The sequence below is a fragment of the Nonomuraea helvata genome (assembly GCF_039535785.1).
Lineage (GTDB): Bacteria > Actinomycetota > Actinomycetes > Streptosporangiales > Streptosporangiaceae > Nonomuraea > Nonomuraea helvata.
This window is the reverse complement of record NZ_BAAAXV010000009.1, coordinates 2,354,317-2,373,523: the sequence shown is the minus strand read 5'-3', so window position 1 is coordinate 2,373,523 and position 19,207 is coordinate 2,354,317. Positions and strand designations below refer to the sequence as shown.

Annotated in this window: 13 protein-coding genes; 10 read left to right on the top strand and 3 right to left on the bottom strand. The window is 72.7% G+C overall.

Annotation, left to right across the window (positions count from 1 at the left end; translation table 11 throughout):
- The first annotated feature begins 81 nt into the window (after positions 1-81).
- Complete coding sequence (locus ABD830_RS44430) at positions 82-831, top strand: sulfite exporter TauE/SafE family protein (protein WP_345000901.1); 750 nt, start codon at positions 82-84, stop codon at positions 829-831.
- 4 nt (positions 832-835) lie between these two features.
- Here the strand turns inward: ABD830_RS44430 and ABD830_RS44425 are convergent, their stop codons facing one another.
- The gene (locus ABD830_RS44425; RefSeq protein ID WP_345000899.1) at positions 836-1,537 is read right to left on the bottom strand and encodes a hypothetical protein; all 702 of its coding nucleotides are present in this window, start codon (positions 1,535-1,537) and stop codon (positions 836-838) included.
- A 159-nt stretch (positions 1,538-1,696) separates the two neighbouring features.
- On the opposite strand from ABD830_RS44425, the gene ABD830_RS44420 reads away from it, so the two are divergent.
- From ABD830_RS44420 to ABD830_RS44395, 6 genes are all read left to right on the top strand, one after another.
- On the top strand, positions 1,697-3,058 hold the full coding sequence (locus ABD830_RS44420) for an AAA family ATPase (protein WP_345000897.1): 1,362 nt from the start codon (positions 1,697-1,699) through the stop codon (positions 3,056-3,058).
- Positions 3,052-4,245: a tetratricopeptide repeat protein gene (locus ABD830_RS44415; RefSeq protein ID WP_345000895.1), complete on the top strand. Its 1,194-nt coding sequence runs from the start codon at positions 3,052-3,054 to the stop codon at positions 4,243-4,245. Before ABD830_RS44420 ends, ABD830_RS44415 begins: the two co-directional genes overlap by 7 nt.
- Positions 4,246-4,339: 94 nt before the next feature.
- The gene (locus tag ABD830_RS44410; RefSeq protein WP_345000893.1) at positions 4,340-4,516 is read left to right on the top strand and encodes a hypothetical protein; all 177 of its coding nucleotides are present in this window, start codon (positions 4,340-4,342) and stop codon (positions 4,514-4,516) included.
- Positions 4,517-4,527: 11 nt separating this feature from the next.
- A complete protein-coding gene (locus ABD830_RS44405) occupies positions 4,528-4,971 on the top strand; it encodes a S26 family signal peptidase (protein WP_345000891.1) in 444 nt (147 codons plus the stop codon).
- Positions 4,972-5,075: 104 nt separating this feature from the next.
- On the top strand, positions 5,076-5,612 hold the full coding sequence (locus ABD830_RS44400) for a TlpA family protein disulfide reductase (protein ID WP_345000889.1): 537 nt from the start codon (positions 5,076-5,078) through the stop codon (positions 5,610-5,612).
- A gap of 46 nt (positions 5,613-5,658) precedes the next feature.
- Complete coding sequence (locus ABD830_RS44395; RefSeq protein ID WP_345000887.1) at positions 5,659-7,635, top strand: ABC transporter ATP-binding protein; 1,977 nt, start codon at positions 5,659-5,661, stop codon at positions 7,633-7,635.
- Position 7,636: 1 nt separating this feature from the next.
- Here the strand turns inward: ABD830_RS44395 and ABD830_RS44390 are convergent, their stop codons facing one another.
- Positions 7,637-8,449: an AfsR/SARP family transcriptional regulator gene (locus tag ABD830_RS44390; protein WP_345000885.1), complete on the bottom strand. Its 813-nt coding sequence runs from the start codon at positions 8,447-8,449 to the stop codon at positions 7,637-7,639.
- A gap of 229 nt (positions 8,450-8,678) precedes the next feature.
- Here ABD830_RS44390 and ABD830_RS44385 point away from each other — a divergent pair, with 229 nt between their 5' ends.
- Together ABD830_RS44385 and ABD830_RS44380 are read left to right on the top strand one after the other, a co-directional pair.
- A complete protein-coding gene (locus tag ABD830_RS44385) occupies positions 8,679-10,241 on the top strand; it encodes a cellulase family glycosylhydrolase (protein ID WP_345000883.1) in 1,563 nt (520 codons plus the stop codon).
- A 202-nt stretch (positions 10,242-10,443) separates the two neighbouring features.
- Positions 10,444-13,317 carry an ATP-binding protein gene (locus tag ABD830_RS44380; RefSeq protein ID WP_345000881.1) on the top strand — a complete coding sequence of 958 codons (2,874 nt, stop codon included), beginning with the start codon at positions 10,444-10,446 and terminating at the stop codon, positions 13,315-13,317.
- Here ABD830_RS44380 and ABD830_RS44375 read toward each other — a convergent pair.
- Complete coding sequence (locus ABD830_RS44375) at positions 13,314-15,857, bottom strand: M4 family metallopeptidase (protein WP_345000879.1); 2,544 nt, start codon at positions 15,855-15,857, stop codon at positions 13,314-13,316. The two genes, ABD830_RS44380 and ABD830_RS44375, sit on opposite strands and share 4 nt — an antisense overlap.
- A gap of 253 nt (positions 15,858-16,110) precedes the next feature.
- Here ABD830_RS44375 and ABD830_RS44370 point away from each other — a divergent pair, with 253 nt between their 5' ends.
- Entirely contained in the window at positions 16,111-19,164 is a 3,054-nt protein-coding gene (locus tag ABD830_RS44370; RefSeq protein ID WP_345000877.1) for an AfsR/SARP family transcriptional regulator, read from the top strand.
- Positions 19,165-19,207 lie beyond the last annotated feature (43 nt).

The following is a 19,207-nucleotide window of genomic DNA, read 5'->3' as shown; positions in this document are numbered from 1 at the left end:
CCTGCGGTTTTCCACACCCTGCGTCTCATAGTTTGGGACCGATCGTCTTAGAAGATAAGACATGCCCTAAAGTCTCAAGACATGACACCTTGGGAGATGGCCGCGGTGCTGGCGGCCGGCGTCGCAGGCGGGGGCATCAACACCGTCGTCGGCTCCGGATCGCTGATCACGTTCCCCACGCTGCTGGCCGTCGGCCTGCCGCCGATCACGGCGAATGTCTCCAACAACATCGGCCTGGTCCCGGGCGGCCTCACCGGGGCCATGGGCTACCGGCCAGAGCTGAAGGGCCAGCGCGAGCGGCTGCTCCGGCTGGCCCCCGCCTCCGTCATCGGCTCGCTGGCCGGCGGCCTGCTGCTGCTCAACCTGCCCGAGAGCAGCTTCAACGTGATCGTCAGCGTGCTGATCGCGCTGTCCTGCGTGCTGGTCGTGATCCAGCCCAGGCTCAGCCGCATGCTGGCCGCCCGCCCGGTGCAAGGGCACGGCGGCCCGTGGCTGTGGATCGGCGCGCTGGCGGCCGGCGCGTACGGCGGCTACTTCGGCGCCGGGCAGGGCATCCTGCTCCTCGGCCTCATGGGCATCCTGCTGAACGAGGAGCTGCAGCGGCTCAACGCGGCCAAGAACGTCCTCGTCCTGCTGGTGAACTTCACCGCCGCCATCCTGTACGCGCTGGTCGCCGACGTGGACTGGCTCGCCGTGCTGCTGGTGGCGCTGGGCTCCATGATCGGCGGCTTCCTCGGCGCCCGCGTGGGACGCAGGCTGCCGGCCCCGATCCTGCGCGGCGTGATCGTCTGCATCGGCGTCGTGGCGATCGTCAAGCTCCTGGCCGCCTAGCGCCTCAGCCGGACATGCCGAAGAAGAACGCGGCCGGGATCAGGCCGATGGTGAGGGCGACGACCCACCAGCGGGGCGCCGGCCCGTCGCGCAGCACCTCGACGCCCAGCGGCACGAACGCGACCGCCAGCCCGGCCAGGGCGACCAGCGAGATCGGATCGCTGCTGCCCTTGAGCACGCCCAGCGGCAGCCCGGCCGCCAGGGCCAGGCAGACGCACCTGATCACGCCCAGTGCCCTGGCCCGGTAGGCGCCGACGGCAAGCACGATCCAGCCGCCCATGATGCAGATGTTGACCGCCTTGAACACGTGGAACGCGCCGTAGGTGGCCTCGACCGCCCGCTGCGCCGCCTCCAGTCCGAGGGTATCCACGAGGTGGAAGGCCAGGTGGCTCACCCCCGCGTGGAACACCCGCCCGAACAGCCCGAGGATCACCAGCGTGGCTCCCCACCGCGCCCAGCCCGGGTGCTCGGCGCCGATCCGGCGGGCGAGGGCGGTCACCGCGGGCCACAGCAGCACGACCCCGGCCGCGAACAGGCTGTAGGACAGAACCATCTCGTCCGGCCGCGCGGCGTAGGCGGCGAGCTGGTCGGGGAAGAAGTCGTTCTCGCCCGACCGGATGAGCACCCCGGCGATGAGCAGCGACGGGCCGAGCACCAGCCCGGCGCCCTCGACCCAGCGCCCGGGAAGCGTGTGCGTGATCGTCATGCCCTCGATCCAAGCAACGGGGGCGCGGGCGCACACGGGCCCTGCGGCGAGAACCGGAGGTAGTGCCGGCACTACCTTCCCCGCACCTTATGCACAGGATGTCGATAGTCTGCGTAGCTTTAGGGACGACCGAATCCTGCGACAGAAGGGACCAGGCACGTGCTCGACGATGCCGGCCTCCAGGCTCTCCGCGAGGCGGCACGCCTGTCTCCGGACAATCTCCCTCTCCGGCGGCATCTCGCCGAGCAGCTCCTGGCCAAGGGGTATCTGGCCGACGCCGAGGCCGAGTTTCGCGCCGCGCTTCTGCTCGCGCCGAAGGATCCGGATGTCACGGCGGGGCTGGCCGAGGCGTTCGTACGGCAGAGCGCCCATGGCGCCGCGCTGTCGGCGCTGGAGCCGTTCCTGGCCGCTCCCGGATATCCGCCGCGCATGGGCGTGCTCGCGGCCAGGGCGCTGCTGGGCGAGGGGGACATGGGCCGGGCGGGTCACCGCTACCACGAGGCGGTCTCCCGTGACCCGTCCGTCGCCGATCCCGAACTGGCCGCCCGCCTGACCGTCCCGCCCACGCCCGCCTACCCGCCCCCGCCGGGTCCCGCGGCGCCCGCAGCGCCCGCGTACGCGACGCCGGCCGACGCGCCCTCGGGGGCCGAGGTGGAGAAGGCGAAGCACACCTTCGCCGACGTGGCCGGCATGGAGGCGGTCAAGGAGTCGCTGCGGGTGAAGCTGCTGCTGCCGATCCAGCAGCCCGAGCTGTTCGCCGCGTACGGCAAGCGCGCCGGCGGCGGCGTCCTGCTGTACGGCCCGCCGGGAGCGGGCAAGACCCACCTGGCCAGGGCCGCGGCCGGCGAGCTCGGTGCGGCGTTCGTCAACGTCGGCCTGGCCGACATCCTCGACATGTACGTCGGCTCGAGCGAGCGCAACCTGCGCGCGACCTTCGACCTGGCCCGCCGCAACCGCCCGTGCGTGCTCTTCTTCGACGAGGTGGACGCGCTGGCCGCGCGCCGCTCCGACATGCGCCAGGCGCACACCCGGCAACTGGTCAACCAGTTCCTGGCCGAGCTCGACGGCGTGGACCAGAACGCCAACGAGGGCGTGCTCGTGCTGGCCGCCACGAACGCCCCCTGGTACATCGACGTGGCGTTCCGCCGCCCCGGGCGGTTCGACCAGCTCGTGTTCGTGCCGCCGCCGGACGCCTCGGCGCGCGCGGCCATCCTGCGCATCCTCTGCCGCGACAAGCCGCTGGCCGAGATGGACTTCGACGCGGTGGCGCGGGTCACCGACCACTACGTCGGCGCGGACCTCAAGGGCCTGGTGGACCGCGCGGTGGAGGTCAAGCTCCAGCAGTCGCTCAGCGCGGGCCGCCCCATCCCGATGACCACCGGCGATCTGCTGGCCGCCGCCCAGGGCACCAGGCCCACGGCGGTACGCGAGTGGCTGGCCACCGCGCGCAACTACGTGCTGCACGCCAACGAGTCCGGCGCGTGGGACGAGCTGATGCCCTGGATCAAGGGCAAATGGTGAACCCGCGCGAGTCGATCCTGCGGGCCAGCTCGCTGCTGCAGATGCGCCGCCCGGCCGACGCGGAGCGGGAACTGCGCGGCGTGCTCGCCGAACTGCCCGACCACTTCACCGCGCACTCCCTGCTCGGCCTGGCGCTGGCACGGCAGGGCAGGTTGACGGAGGCGGTGTCGGAGGCCCAGGAAGCGGTACGGCTGGCTCCCGACCAGTCCTACCCGCACTACATCGCCGGGACGGTCTACCTCGACATCCGCAGGCCGGACCTGACCATCACCTCCGTGCGGACGTCGCTGGCGCACAATCCCGAGGACGAGGCGGCCTGGCGGCTGCTGGCCCGCGCGCACGTGATGATGGGCCAGTACCGCGAGGCGATCGAGGCGGCCCGGCGCGGGCTGGCCGTCGATCCGCAGTCCTCGGAGCTGGTGGGCGTGCTGGCGGTGGCCCACGAGCAGCTCGGGGAGACGGAGCAGGCCAGGGCCGCCGCCGCGAACGCCGTACAGCTGGATCCGGAGAGCGCCACCGCGCACCTGGCGTACGGCCGCGCGGCGCTGGCCGCCGGCGATCCCAGGACGGCCGCCGAGGCGTTCCGCGAGGTGCTCAGGCTCGAGCCCGGCTTCGACCCGGCCAGGGACCTCCTCGTGACGGCGCTGAAGCAGCGCAACCCCCTCTACCGGATGCTGGCGGGCCTGCGCAGGTTCAGGGGCGGCTGGCGGATGGTGTTCCTGCTGCCCGCGATCCCGCCGCTCATCGCCGTGTTCGTGCTCATCGCGGTGCTGCACTGGGCGGCGTGGGTGGCCGAGGCGGTGACCGTGCTGCGGCTGGCCCGCGCCCGGGCTACCCGCCTGCTCTTCGAGGGCGTCGAGGCCCGCGCGGCCATGGCGAGCTGCGCCCTCGTCGTGGCCGGGGCGGCGGTGCTCGCGTCGGGCATCGCGCTCGGCCAGGAGGCGCTCGGCATGGCCGGGGCGGCGGTCATGGCGCTGGTCACCCCGGTGCAGGAGGCCACGCACACGAGCTCGGCCCGGGGACGCGGGGTCCTGTACGGCTGGGCGGGCCTGCTGGGGGTGGCGATCGTCACGTCCGCGATCGTCGCCTCGCCGACCGTGGCACTGCTCGCCGTGTACGCCGGGCTGGGCACGATCTGGCTGGCCGCAGGGGTACGCCGGATCGGTCGAACCCGCTCACCGAGCTGAATGTATCTGTGACGTACCTGCTTGGTATGTGAATTGTCAGGACCGTTTCTAACGTCGTGGGTGATCCAAAAACGCCCGACGAGAGGCGGTTCGTATGAGAATCGGAAAGCTGACCGACTGGCTGCTGGCCAAGGTCGTCCCGGAGCACTCGGCGCAGGCCGCGTGTCCGTGCTGGTGGGAGGGCACCACGTGCCTGATCCGCAAGTGCTGCACCTGGGGCGCCTCCTGCGGCACCGGCGAGTCGTGCGGCCCCTGGCAGTACAACTGCTGACGGCCGCATAGATGACCACGTTCGCGTGGACGGCCGGTCTCCTCGCCGTCGCCGGGCTGCTGCCGGCCCTCCTGGTCCTGCGACGCCGGCTCGCCGTCGTCGTGGTGTCCGGCCTCAGCATGGAGCCGACCTTCCACGCGGGCGACCGGCTCCTGGTGAGGCGGGCCCGGCTGACCGGCATCTCAGCCGGAGACGTCGTCGTGTTCGAGACGCCCGACTGGCTGGAGACCGGCGAGCCCCTGCCGCCCGAACGGCGCTGGATGGTCAAGCGAGCGGTGGCGCTTCCCGGCGATCCCGTCCCCGACTCGGTCCGGCCGGTGGTGCCGGATCACCGGGTGGCGCCGGACCGGCTGGTGGTGCTGGGCGACAACCCCTCGGCCAGCTTCGACTCCCGCCAGTGCGGCCTCATCGACGGAGGCACCCTGCTGGGAGTCGTGCTCCGCCGCCTGTCCTGAGCTCTGGCCGTCGAACCCCGCGGCCGTCGCCCTGATCCTCGCGGTCTGGCGGCGACGGCCTGATCGACCTGTTCAGCCCCCCCTTCCTGACCTGGAGGCCAGCCATGCCCTACCTCGTCACCCTTGTCACTCTGCTGAGCGTTCTGTGCGTGCTGAACCTGATGCTGACCGTCGGTGTGATCCGGCGACTGCGCAAGCACTCCGACGCTCTCGCCTCCCGATCAGCGGACGGGCGCCAGGCGGTGATCACCGAGGGCTCGGTCGCGCCGCCGTACGCCACCGTGGCCACCGACGGGTCCGCCGTCTCCCGGGACCTGATCACCGAGCCGGTCCTCGTGGGCTTCTTCTCGCCCGGCTGCGACGCCTGCCACGAGGCGATGCCCGACTTCATCGCCCAGGCCGCGCGGTTCCCCCGCGACCAGGTGCTCGCCGTGATCGTCGACCAGAAGGGCGGCCTGGCGGGACCGCAGCGGGAACAGCTGGAGCCGGTCGCCCGCGTGGTGGTCGAGGACATGGACGGACCGATCACCACGGCGCTGCGGGTGCAGGCGTTCCCGGTGTTCGCGCTGGTGGGCCGCGGCGGCCGGATCCTGGCCGCCGGGCTGCGGCTCAGCCAGGTCGTCACCCTGGCCCGCGCCTAGCGACCATGAACCCCACCTCCCTGGCAACCCTCCGGAGACCGTCCCGATGAACCCCACCACATCGGCCGACACCGCCTCGGCCGAGACCCCACCGACCGGCCACGCAACGCCGGCCCCCAGCTCGACCGAGCCCACCTCGGCAGTCGGCCCGCCCGCAGTCGCCGGTTCCACGGGTGACGCGTCGGTGGGGGCGGCGGAGGTGCGGATGAAAGCCAGTCCCGCCGCCCTGGGGCGGGCGCTCGGCCTGGCCTGGCAGGCGGGCCGGTGGCACATCGTCGCGTACGCCGTCCTGGCCCTGCTGGAGGCGGCCGTGCCCGTGACCGCCGCCTGGCTGACCAAGTCCGCGCTGGACGTGGTCGCCCACCGGGCGGACGACGCGTCCGCGCTGGTGGCGGTGGGCGGGGCGCTGGCGGCGGCGGGTGTGGCGGCGATCGCGCTCCCGCACGTCTCCCGCTACGTACGGCAGGAACTCGAGCGCCGCACCGGCCGCCTGGCCCAGGACCGGCTCTTCGCCGGCGTCGAGCGCTTCACCGGCCTGGCGAGGTTCGAGGACCCGGCCTTCCTGGACCGGATAAGCCTCGCCCACACCTCGGGCGGCGCCACCCCGAGCGCGGTGGTCGCCGGGACGCTGGCCATCTGCCGGGCGTTCGTCACGGTGCTGGGCTTTCTCGGTGCGCTCCTGGTCGTCAACCCGCTGCTGGCGGGCGCGGTCCTGGTGGCGGCCCTGCCCGCGCTGGCGGCAGAGCTGCGCCTGTCGCGCCAGCGGGCGTCCATGATGTGGCGGATCGGCCCGATGGAACGGCGCCAGCTGTTCTACCGGCAGCTCCTCACCAGCGTCCGCGCCGCGAAGGAGCTGCGCCTGTTCGGAGCGGGCCGGTACTTCCGGTTCAGGATGAACGCCGAGCGCGCCGCGGCCGACTCCGAACGGCGCCACCTCGACCGCCGCGAGCTGGGCGTCGAGGGCGGTCTCGGCCTGCTGTCCGGCGTGATCGCCGGGGCGGGGCTGATCTGGGCGCTGCTCGCCGCCCGGGACGGCCGGCTCACCGCGGGCGACATCGCGCTGCTCGCCACCTCGATCGTGGGCGTGCAGTCGGCGCTCGCCGCGCTGGTCAACGAGGTGACGATGGCCCACCAGCAACTCCTGAACTTCGACCACTACCTGACCGTGACCAGCGCCGAGCCCGATCTGCGGCGGCCGGCACGACCGGTGGCGCCGCCGGCGCTGCGGCGCGGCATCGAGTTCCGCGACGTGTGGTTCCGCTACTCCCCCGAACACCCCTGGTCGCTGCGCGGCGTCAGCTTCACGGTCCCGTACGGCTCCGCGGTCGCGCTCGTCGGCAGGAACGGCGCGGGCAAGAGCACGATCGTCAAGCTGCTGTGCCGCTTCTACGACCCGGAGCGGGGCACCATCCTGTGGGACGGCGTCGATCTGCGCGATCTCGACCCTGGGGAGCTGCGCGCCAGGATCGGAGCGGTGTTCCAGGACTACATGGAGTACGACCTGACCGCCGCCGAGAACATCGCGATCGGCGACGTGGCGGGCCGCGAGAGGCTGACCGCCTCCGCCGCCCGGATCGAGGCCGCGGCCAGGAAGGCCGGCGTGCACGACGCGGTCAGCGCGCTGCCGCGCGGTTACGACACGCTGCTGAGCAGGATGTTCTTCGGGCCTGACCCCGAGGCGGGGGTCGTGCTGTCGGGCGGGCAGTGGCAGCGGCTCGCGCTGGCCCGGGCGGTGCTGGGCGACGGACGCGATCTGCTGATCCTGGACGAGCCGAGCTCGGGGCTCGACGCGGAGGCCGAGGCCGAGATCCACAACCGGCTGCGCGAGCACCGGGCGGAGCGTACGAGCCTGTTGATCTCGCATCGGCTGGGGGCGGTCCGGGAGGCGGACGTGCTCGTGGTGCTCGACGGCGGGCAGGTGGCCGAGCGGGGCTCGCACGACGAGCTGATGAGGCTCGACGGGCTCTACCGGCGGCTCTTCACCCTGCAGGCCCAGGGCTACCGGCCCGACGGTCATCCATAGGTCAGGCGCGGCCCGGGACAGGGCGACGGTGGCAGCGCAGGCGGCGGCGGTGCCAGCCCAGCGCGGGGCCGCTCAGGCGCGGATCCCGGTTCAGCATGAGGTGATGCAGTTCGGCCAGCTCTGGCCCGGGTTCGATGCCGAGCTCGAGGTCGAGGGTCTGCCTGGCCTGGGCGTACACCCGCAGGGCGCCCGCCACGTCGCCGGTGCGGTACAACGCCACCATGAGGTAGCCCCACAGCCGCTCCCTGGTGGGCCGCAGGGCCAGCGTCTCCCGGAGGCCGCCGATGATCTCGCTGTGCCTGCCGAGCGCCAGCCTGGCCCGCGCGCACTCCTCGACCACCATGTAGCGCTGCTCCTCCAACGCGTCGAGCTGGGCGGCCACGCCGACCGTCCTGGGCAGGTCCTCGGCGGCGGCTCCGCGCCACAGTCCGAGTGCCGCGGTCAGCAGACCCAGGGCCTCCTCGTAACGGTCGCCGGCCATCGCTTCGCGTCCTTGCCGTACGCGCTCGTTGAACTCGGTGACGTCCAGCTCGCCGGCCTCGACGCTGAGCAGGTAGCCGGGCGGGTTCGCCCGCAGGCGACCGTCGAGGTCCTTGCGCAGCAGGTTCGCGTAACTGCGCACGTTGGCCAGGGCCGATTTGGGCGGGCTGTCCTCCCACAGAGCGCTGAACAGGCGGTCGTGGGAGACCGCGCGGTTCGGCTCCAGCAGGAGGCGGGTGAGGAGGAGCCGCTGTTTCGTCGTGCCCAGCGGCGCCAGCGCGCCGTCTCGCCAGATCCGTACCGGTCCGAGAATGCCGAACCGAAGATCCATCATTTTCCTCCCGCTCGCTTTCTGGGAGCGCTCCCACGAGACGGTACGTATGTCACGATCATGTGTCAATGGCGTCCCGCCCACCCTCCCCGGAAGCGCCGCAACGCGCGGCCTCCTGTGAAACTTTCACGCGTTCGCGCAGGTCAGAGCGGATTTTCGGGCGACGCGTTGACGTGCCCGAAGCGGTCTGGTGAGCATGACGCCGCGTTCTCCCTCTCCGAAAGGGCACCCCATGCACTTGTCAAAGGCGATGACGGCCGCCCTCGCCACACTGGTGGCCGGGGCGTCGGTCGCGGTCGCCGTGGCCACCGCCGCCCCGGCAGGGGCGCTCGCCGGCACGGGCACCGGTTACCTGCACACCAGCGGGAACAAGATCGTCGACAGCACCGGCGCGACCGTGCGCCTGACCGGCATCAACTGGTTCGGCATGGAGACCGACAACAGGACCTTCCACGGCCTGTGGTCGAGCACCCCCTGGAAGGGCCACATCGACAAGATGGCCTCTCTGGGCTACAACACGATCCGGGTCCCGTACTCCAACGACGCGCTCAAGCCCGGCGCCACGGCCACCGGCATCAACGACTACGTCAACCCCGACCTGGTCGGTCTGTCACCGATGCAGATCCTGGACAAGATCATCGCGTACGCGGGCGGCAAGGGCATGCGGATCATCCTCGACCGCCACCGCCCGACGGCCGCGGGCCAGTCGGCGCTCTGGTACGTCTCTGCCACGCCGGAGAGCACCTGGATCAACGACTGGAAGACACTGGCCCAGCACTACGCGAACAACCCCACCGTCATCGGCGCAGACCTGCACAACGAGCCGCACGCCGAGGGCACCAACCCCAACGCGACCGGCTCGTGCTGGGGCTGCGGCGACCAGGCGCGTGACTGGCGGCTGGCCGCCGAGCGGGCCGGCAACGCGGTCCTGTCGGTCAACCCGAACTGGCTGATCTTCGTGGAGGGCGTGAGCTGCCCGAGCGGCGGCCTGTCCAACATCTGGGACGGCGATCCCAGCAACGACGAGGACTGCGGCTGGTGGGGCGGGAACCTCTCGAAGGCGGGCCAGTATCCGGTACGGCTCAACGTGGCGAACCGCCTGGTCTACTCGCCCCACGAATACGCGACCTCGGTCTACCACCAGCCCTGGTTCGACGCCCCCGACTACCCGGCCAACCTGCCGGCCATCTGGGACAAGTACTGGGGCTACCTGTACAAGCAGAACATCGCGCCGATCATGATCGGCGAGTTCGGCACCACGCTGACCGCGAACGTGGACAAGATCTGGCTGCAGGAGCTCATGAAGTACACGGGGACCGGGGTGAACGGGATGTCGTTCACGTACTGGTCGTGGAACCCGAACTCCGGTGACACCGGCGGCATCCTGAACGACGACTGGACCACGGTCAACCAGGCCAAGCAGGCCATTCTCCAGCCGTACCTGATCCCGCCGACGGGCGGCACCGGCGGGCCCTCCGACACCCCCACGCCCAATCCGCCGGGTCAGTGCGCGGTGACGTACAAGCAGACGAACTCCTGGCAGGGCGGCTTCCAGGGCGAGCTGACGGTGAAGAACACCGGGACCGGCACGATCAGCAACTGGACCGCCACCTGGACGTTCCCGTCAGGGGTGACGCTGGTCAACGGCTGGAACGCGGTCGTGACCCAGTCGGGCACCACGTGGACCGCCAAGGGCCCCGACCACGCCAAGAACCTCGCACCCGGCGCGTCGGTGGCCATCGGCTTCACCGCCAACGGCCCCGCGAGCCAGCCGGCCAACGCCGCCTGCTCCTGACCAGGCGTCGCGGGCGGACGCGCTCCCGCCCGCGGCTCCCCCAACGAGCGCCCGCCCCGCGCTTCCCGACCGAGCACCGCGGGGCGGGCGCTCGCTCTTCTGACCCCTATGGCGGGAAAGGCGAGGGTTGACCCGGGCTCACACGTATTGGATAACGGTATTCCGACAAAGGGAGTAAACCTGCACTGTTACGGAGACCCCGATGGCGAGCGCAGCTTCTCCCGCACTGATCGGGCGCGACGCCCAGCTGCGGCTGCTCAACGGCGCCATCACGGAGCCGCCCTCCGTCACCCAGGTGCAGGGCGAGGCGGGCATCGGCAAGACCAGGCTGGTCAGGGCGGCCATCGACCCTCTGCGCGAACGCGGCGGCGAGCGGACGGTGCTGCTCGGCCACTGCCACCAGATCCGGGAGCCGCTCCCGTACGGGCCGGTGTTCGACGCGCTGCGGCACGTCGCCGCGGCGCTGCCGCCCCAGGACCGGCTCGGCCCGCTCACCGGGGCCCTGCGCGGCTACCTCCCCGAGCTGGCTGATCGTCTTCCGCCCGCCCCGTCGCCGGGGCCGCTCGACGACCCGCGGGCGGAGCGGCATCGGCTGTTCCGCGCGGTCCACGCGCTGCTGGCCGCCGCGGGCCCGGTCGTGCTGGTGGTCGAGGACCTGCACTGGGCCGACGACGGCACGCGTGACCTGCTGCGCTTCCTGACCGATCAGCCGCCGGACGGACTGGCGCTGGTGGTGACGTTCCGTAGGGAGGAGCTGCCGGTTCCGGGGTTGCCGTTCGGGCACGCGTACCGGCGGGCTCCCGGGGTGCGCGGCGAGGTGATCTCGCTGACGCCGCTCGACGTCGAGGGGGTGCGCAGCCTGGCCGGCGCGCTGCTCGGCCGGTCGGCGCCGACCCCGGAGTTCGCCGCCAAGCTGCACGAACGCACCGCGGGGGTGCCGTTCGTGATCGAGGAGGTGGTGCGCTCGCTGCTCGACGACGAGGGCCGGTTGCCCGAGCCGGAGGCGCTCGATCGCATGGCCGTGCCGCTGCTGCTCCGCGAGGCCATGGCCGAGCGGCTCGCCGGGCTGTCGCCGGCCGCGCTGAGCACCGTGCGCGCCGCCGCCGTCCTGGGACTGCCCGCCGACGAGCCCCTGATCGCCGCCGTCTCCGCCCCCGCCGCGTCCGACATGGGGCTGGGCCAGGCGCTGGAGGCGGGCGTGCTGCTCGAGCACCCCGACGGCCAGTACGGCTTCCGCCACACCCTCGCCCGGCAGGCCGTCTACGACACGATCCCCGGCCCCGAACGCCGGCTGATCCACCAGCGGGCCATGGCCGCGCTGTCCACGCTCGACCCGCCGCCCCTCGTCCAGCTCGCCCACCATGCCCGCCGCGCCGGCGACTTCGCGGCCTGGCAGCGCCACGGCGGCGCCGCCGCCGACCGGGCCGCCGCGCTCGGCGACATCCCGCTCGCCGTCGAGGTGCTCGAAGGGCTGCTCGCCGACCCCAAGCTGCCCCGTGACGCCCGCGGCCCGCTGGCGCTCAGGCTCAGCAGCCTCGCCGCCATCGGCCTGTCCCACCGGCGCGTCGTCCGCATCCTGCGCCACCTGCTCAAGGACGACTTCCTGTCCCCGCAGGTACGCGGCCAGGCCCGGCTCAACCTGGGCATCCTCCTGTCCAACCAGGCAGGCGCGGTCGCCGCGGGACGCCAGGAGATCCTGGCCGCGCTCCCCGACCTGCACGACTGCCCCAGCCTCGCCGCCCGCGGACTCGCCCTGCTGGCGATGCCCGCATGGGGCGGCGATCCGCTCTCCATGCACCAGGAGTGGATGGACGAGGCCGAGAAGCTCCTCGAGGAGGACCAGGACCCCGAGCTGACCGCCGCCGTGCTGGCCAACAAGGTCAGCATCGCCATGCTGGTGGGCGCGCCCGACGCGTTCGAGCTGGTGGCGGCGCTGCCGGTCGACGACCCGGCCCCGGCGGTGCGGCGTCAGGTCGCGCGCGGCTACTCCAACCTGTACGACGCCGCGGTGGCGCTGGGCCACTACGCGGCGGCCGAGCGGTTCGCGGAGCAGAGCAGGCGCATCGCGGAGGAGACCGGCGCGCTCTATCCCGAGTTCCTGGTGGAGATGTCGTCGATCAGGCTCGACCTGCTGACCGGCCGCTGGAAGGGCCTGCGCGAGCGCGCCGTCGCCGCCGTCGAGATGACCTTCGAGGCGCCGCTGCTGGCCGTCGACGCCCGGCTGACACTCGGCATGCTGGCGCTGGCCAGGGGCGAATGGGACGAGGCGGGCGAGCATCTGGAGGCGGCCGGCGTACGGGACCTGGACTCGGGTTTCCTGCCCGTCGCCGCGGCGGCCTCCAGCGGGCTCGTCGAGCTGCACCTGACCCACGGCTCGCTCGAGTCCGCGCTGCACGAGGCCGACCTGGCAGTGGAGAAACTACGGCGCAAGAGCGTGTGGGTGTGGGGTGACCAGCTCGTGCCCGCCGCCGTGGGCGCGCTGCTCATGGCGGAGCAGCGGGACGAGGCGGCGGGCCTGGTGGCCGAGTTCGCCGCCGGGATCGAGGGCAGGAACGCGCCGTCGGCGGAGGCCGGGCTCGACGCCGCCAGAGGGGCGCTGGCCCAGGACGCCGACGAGGCCGCGCACTATTGCGCCAGGGCGCGCGGCGCCTACGAGGCGATGCCGCGGCCGTACAGCGCGGCCAGGGCGGCGGAGTCGGAGTCGGCCGCCCGGCTCGTGCTCGGCGACCGGGAACGGGCCGCCGACCTGCTCGCCGACGCGGGCGAGCGGTACGCGGCGCTCGGCGCCACGCACGACGCGGCCCGCTGCCGCCACCTGCTGCGCGAGATCGGCCCGAGCGCGGCGCGGCGCAAGGGCCGCAGAGGCGCGAGCGGGGTGCTGTCGCCGCGGGAGAGCGAGGTGGCCAGGCTGGTCGCGCTCGGGCGGACCAACAGGGAGATCGCCGAGGTGCTGTTCCTGTCACGCCGGACGGTGGACACGCACGTGGCCAAGGTGCTGCGCAAGCTCGGCGTGCGCAGGAGGGCGGACGTGCGGGAGCCCCGGCCGGACGACCGGCCGGGGCTCGTGGAGAGCTAGACGGTGATGCTCCAGGTGTCCAGGTAGCCGGTGTCACCCAGGTAGACGTCCTCGATCTCGAGGATCCAGGTGCCCGCCGCCTGCTGGCTCACCGGGACGGAGAACGTCCTGGTGCCGTACTGCGTGCAGGTGGTGCCGCCGTACCTGTCGACGGCGTACCACGTGCCGTTCGGACCGCGCAGCCAGATGTCGAGGTCCTCCGCGCAGGTGTGGCTGATCGTGATGGACAGCTTGACCGGGGAGGTCGCGGTGCCCGTCGCGGTGGAGGTGATCGAGCTGTCGATGGTGCTCCAGTCGTCGATCGTGTAGTTGGTGTCGTTGGTGAACGTCCTGCCGCCCGAGGTGCCCGTGACGGTCAGCGCGTACGTCGCCGTGTGCGTCGCCGTCACGCCCGTGCCGGTCACCGTGACGGTGTAGTTGCCGGCCGGTGTGGTGGGCGCGGTCGAGATCGTCAGCGTTGACGAGGCGCCCGAGGTCACCGAGGCCGGGTTGAACGCGGCCGTGGCGCCCGTCGGGAGGCCGCTGGCCGACAGGTTCACCGTCTGGGCCGTGCCCGCCGTGGTGGCCGTGCCGATCGTGGTCGTCGCCGCCGAGCCCGCCTGCACGGTGCCGGACGCGGGACTGGCCGAGATCGAGAAGTCACGCGTCGGCGGGTTCGAGCTGACGGTGAGCGCGTACGTCGCGGTGTGCGTCGTCGAGCCGGTTCCGGTGACGGTGATGTTGTACGTCCCCGCCGCCGTCGACGAACCGACCGAGAGCGTCAGCGTCGAGGAGTTGCCCGAGGTCACCGACGACGGGCTGAAGCTCGCCGTGGTGCCGCTGGGCAGACCCGACGCGCTCAGGCTCACGGTCTGGGCGCTGCCGGAGGTGGTCTGCGTGCCGACCGTGGCCGTCGCCTGACCGCCGGGAGCCGCGCTGCCGGACGTCGGGCTGAGCGAGATCGAGAAGTCGCTGGTCGACGTGCCGCACGCGGGCTCGCCCGACGCCGCCGCCACGCTGACCGCGCTCCATGCCGCCTTGGTGGTGTTGCACTGGGCGCTGTTGGCGCCGAACAGCTCGATCGCGGCCGCGACCGAGGCGGCGCGGATGTTCGTGTACCGCCAGGACGAGGTCTTGCGGGCCAGCGCGCCCATGTAGATCTTGCCGGCGTTCTGGATGCCGACGCCGGTGACCGACGAGGGGCCGCCGGAGCAGATCGGGCTGGACGGCTTGCCGCCGCCGGGGTTGTTGCCCTCGGCCAGCAGGTAGAACCAGTGGTTCAGCGGGCCTGCCGCCGCGTGCACCTCGGTGCTCGGGATCGAGGAGGAGTAGCAGTTCGGGTCGCCGAGCGCGCTCGGGTTGTACATGTTGCGGATCGGCCCGTCGCCGACCAGGTTGACCTCCTCGCCCACCAAGTAGTCGGGCGGGTCGTTGGGGTTGTTGGCGTACGCCTCGGTCAGGGCGCCGAAGATGTCGCCGGTGCCCTCGTTGATCCCGCCGTTCTCGTTGCCCGACCCGGCGCCGCCCGGCGTGGTCTGGAAGATCGCGTGGCCGAACTCGTGCGACACGACGTCGATGTTGGTCGCCTGCCGGGCGTTGTCCTGGCTGTGGCCGAAGTTGGTGTAGCTGCCGTTCCAGTAGGCGTTCACGTCGGCGAGCCCGACCCGGGCCGGGAAGCCGCGGCCGCTGCCGTTGATGCCGTTGCGGCCCAGCCAGTCACGCAGCATGTCCCACTCGCGCTGCACGCTGTAGAGCGCGTCCACGCAGGCGGTCTCCAGATTGGTGCCCGAGGCGTTGCCCCAGGCGTCGTCCGTGCCGGTGTACGCGCTGCCGTTCTGGCCGCCGCACTGGATGCCGGGCCTGCTCGTGTCGGTCATCGAGTACGAGCTGCCGGATCCGCTCGTCCCGATGGTCACCTGGCCGTAGTAGTAGCCGTTGCCGGAGCCCTCGCGTACCAGGTCGTACGAGTCGGCGATCTCGCCGGTGCGCGCGTCCACGAACACGTGCTGGATGCTCGGCTTGCCCTCGGCAATGCCGCTGACCATGGCGTCCCAGGTCAGTCTCGGCTTCTCGCCCCAGGCCAGCACGACCAGGCGGGGCGCGGCGGTGTCGTCCACGCGGGACAGCTTGCTCTTTGCGACCTCGGTGGCCCGACCGGCGCTGATCGTGGCCCTGGTCGGCACGTCGCTCGGGCTCGGGCCCCGCGCCGAGACCGTGTCCCTGACGTTGCCCGCCGCGTCGGTGACCACGACGGCGTCGCCGCCGACCATCGGCAGGCCCTTGTAGGTGCGCTCGTACGACACGTAGTACATGTCGGCCGCGCCCGGGGTGACCGCCACGCGGCTGTAGGCCTCGTCCGGCCCTCGGGTGAGCTCGTCGAGCTGGCTGGAGACGGCCTTGTCCGCGACCTGCGCGGCGAGCGACGCGGGGTCGCCTGCTCGCGTGGTCTGCTTCTGCGGGGCTGCTCCGGGAGGTGCGGCGTTGGCAGGTGGCGCCTGTAAGGCCAGTGCCGCGGCCGTGGCCACGCCGACGACCGCCGCGAGTAAGGCTTTACGTTTCACGCTGTGCTGCTCCTTTCGACGTTCTCCCTCGGGGGTCGGCACGCTTCGTGAGCGCACGACGGCCCGCGCGCCGCACGGGGATCGCCTCGGCGGCGGGACTTGCGGGGAGATTGGGGGGTGGGAAGCTAGCAGTACTGTTGCGCCTTGATGCCGCGACGCTAAACGGTCACTCCCGACTGGGAAATACGTATATGCATCGGTAGGTATACCGATAATTCCGTTCTTAGTGGTCAGTTGGGGGACAATCGGGGGCGTGCAGTTCGGCATCCTGGGCCCGCTCCTGGTGCGCTCCCCCGACGGCGACCCTCTGACCATCGGCGGCCCGCGCCCGCGTGCCCTGCTCGCGTTGCTCCTGATCGACGCCGGGCGGATGGTGAGCGTCGAGCGCCTCATCGACGGCCAGTACGGCGACCGGCCGCCCGCGGAGGCCGCCAACGCCATCCAGGCGCAGATCTCCCGGCTCAGGCGGAGCCTGCCCGCCGGTCTGATCGAGTTCCACGGGGCGGGGTACCGGCTGGCGGTCTCGCCGGACGACGTGGACGCGCACCGGTTCGAGCGGCTGTCGCGCGAGGGACGCAGGCTGCTGGTGGCCGGGCGGTTCCCGGGAGCCGCGTCCTCGCTCAGGGAGGCTCTCGATCTGTGGCGGGGACCGGCGCTCGCGGACGTGGCCGACGCGCCGTTCGCGGGACCGCAGGCACTCCGCCTGGAGGAGCTCCGCCTGTCCGCCATGGAGGACCTGATGGAGGCCGAGCTGGGCCTGCCCGAGGGCAGCCCCGTGGGCGCGCTCCAGGACCTGGTGGCCGCGCATCCGCTGCGCGAGCGGCCGCGCGGGCTGCTCATGCGCGCGCTGGAGGCGGCGGGGCGGCCGTCCGAGGCGCTCGCGGTCTTCGACGAGACGCGCCGCCTGCTCGCCGACGAACTCGGCACCGACCCCTCGCCCGAGCTGGCCGACCTGCACCTGGCGATCCTGCGCGCCGACAGGCACCAGGTCCGGCGGGTCGCGCCGCCGGCCCAGCTGAACCGGCTGGTCGGACGGGAGGAGGAGCTCGCGCGGCTGGCCGCTCTGCGCGGCGCCCGCCTGGTGACGCTCGTCGGCCCCGGCGGCATCGGCAAGACCCGCCTGGCCGTCGAGACCGCCACCCGTCACGACCGGGAGGCGTGCTTCGTGGACCTGTCCCTGGTGGAGGGGACCGGGCAGGTGGCGGGGGCGGTGCTGGCGGCGCTCGGGTTGCGCGAGTCGGCGCTGCGCGGGCTCCCCGACCCCACGGAACGCCTGCTGGCCGCGCTGGCCGAGCAGGACCTCCTCCTCGTCCTCGACAACTGCGAGCACGTGCTCTCCGAGGTCGCCGTGCTGGCCCGCCGCCTCCTCGCCGCCTCTCCCGGCCTGACGGTCATCGCCACGAGCAGGGAGCCCCTGGGCATCACCGGCGAGCACCTCGTCCCGCTGGCGCCCCTGCCCACCGACCCGGCCGTCAAGCTGTTCGCCGAACGGGCGGCGTCCGTGCGGCAGGGATTCGCGGTCGGGCCCGGCAACCTGGACGCCGTGCTCCGGATCTGCGCGGCGCTGGACGGCGTGCCCCTGGCCATCGAGCTGGCGGCGGCCCGGACCCGTACGTTCGGGGTGGAGGAGATCGCCACCCGGCTGGCCGAGGACGACAGGTTCAGGCTCCTCTCGCGCGGTGACCGTACCGCGCCCACGCGCCACCAGACGCTGCACGCGGTCGTGGAGTGGAGCTGGAGCCTGCTCGACGCCGAGGAGCAGGCGCTGGCCAGGAGGTTCTCCGTGTTCGCCGGAGGGGCGAGCCTGGAGGCGGTGGAACGGGTCTGCGGCCCGGACAGCGCCGAGCCGCTGGCCGACCTGGTGGACAAGTCGCTGGTCGAGACCGACGGCGAGCGCTATCACATGCTCGACACCATCCGCCTGTTCTGCGCGGAGCGCCTGGGCGAGGCGGGGGAGGAGGGACGGCTGAGGGCGGCCCACGCCGCCTGGTTCCTGGAGTTCGCGTACCGCGCCGACGGCCACCTCTACAGCGCCGAGCAGCTCCAGTGGCTGGCCCTGCTCTCGGCCGACAACGCCAACCTGCAGGCGGCGCTGCGGTGGAGCGTGGAGCACGACAGGGCGACGGCGGCGCGGCTGCTGGGGGCGCTGGCCATGTACTGGTGGCTGAGCGGGCGGCGGGGCGAGGCGACCGAGCACGCCCAGCGGCTCCTTGACGCGATAGGACCCGAGTCGGGCGAAGAGTACGCGCTGGTGGTGCTGCACGCCGTACCCGACACCGGATCGCCGCACTGGAAGCAGGCCCGGACCGCCCTCCACGCGCTCGACCGGCCGATGCGGTGCCGGTTCGGACCGGCCCTGTGGGGGATGCTCGCCGGGCCGCCCGAGCCCGGGGAGCCGGTGTCCGAGCATGTGATGGGGCCCGATCCGTGGAGCAGGGCGCTCGATCGGCTCAGCGGCGCGCTGCTGGCGCTGCTGGGCGGCGGTGTCGCGGGTGCGGAACGGGAGCTGGAGTCGATGCTCGCCGAGTTCGGCGCCCTGGGCGAGCGCTGGGGGATGACGCAGGGGCTCGACCTGCTCGGATTGATCGCGAGCTGGCGCGGTGAGTGGGGCCGTGCCATGGGGCTGTGGCAGGAGGGGGTGCGCCTGCTCGAAGAGCTCGGGGCGCTGGAGGAGCTGGCGGACGTGCTGATCCGGCGGGCCGAGGCGCGCTGGCGGGCCGGGGACCTCCGGGCCGCCCGCGCCGACTGCGAGCGGGCAGAGGATCTGGCGCGCCGGCTCGGACGGCCCGAGTTGATGGCGTCGATACGTCTCCGGCAGGGCGAGATCGCCCGCCACGAGGGCGACCTGGCGGAGGCGTCCCGTCATCTGGACGCCGCGCTCGCCGCCTCCGGGATCGACCTGCTCAAGGCGCACGGGGCCAGGTCGTACGTGCTGACGGCGCTCGGCCGCCTGGCCGAGGCGAGCGGGGACGCCGGTGAGGCCGCGCGCAGGCACGCGGAGGCCGTGGACACGGCGGTGAGGTCGCCGCTGGCCACCGACCTCGCCTGCGCCGCGGAGGGCCTGGCGGGCCGGTGGCTGCTGGACGGCGCGGCGGCGGAGGACGGGGACCCGGCGGAGCGAGCCGCGTTGCTGCTCGGCGTGGGCGTGGCGCTACGGGGCATGGCCGTCGCCGGGGACCGGGACGTCGCCAGGGTCGCCGCCGCCGCCACGGAGGTACTCGGACCGGACGGGTTCGCGGCGGCGTTCTCCAAGGGTGCCTCGATGAGCAGGGACGACGCGCTCGCCGTCCTGGGTAGGGGGCGCTGACAGGGCCGGGCGCGGCTGTCAGCCGGTCGTCTCCCCGCTGTCA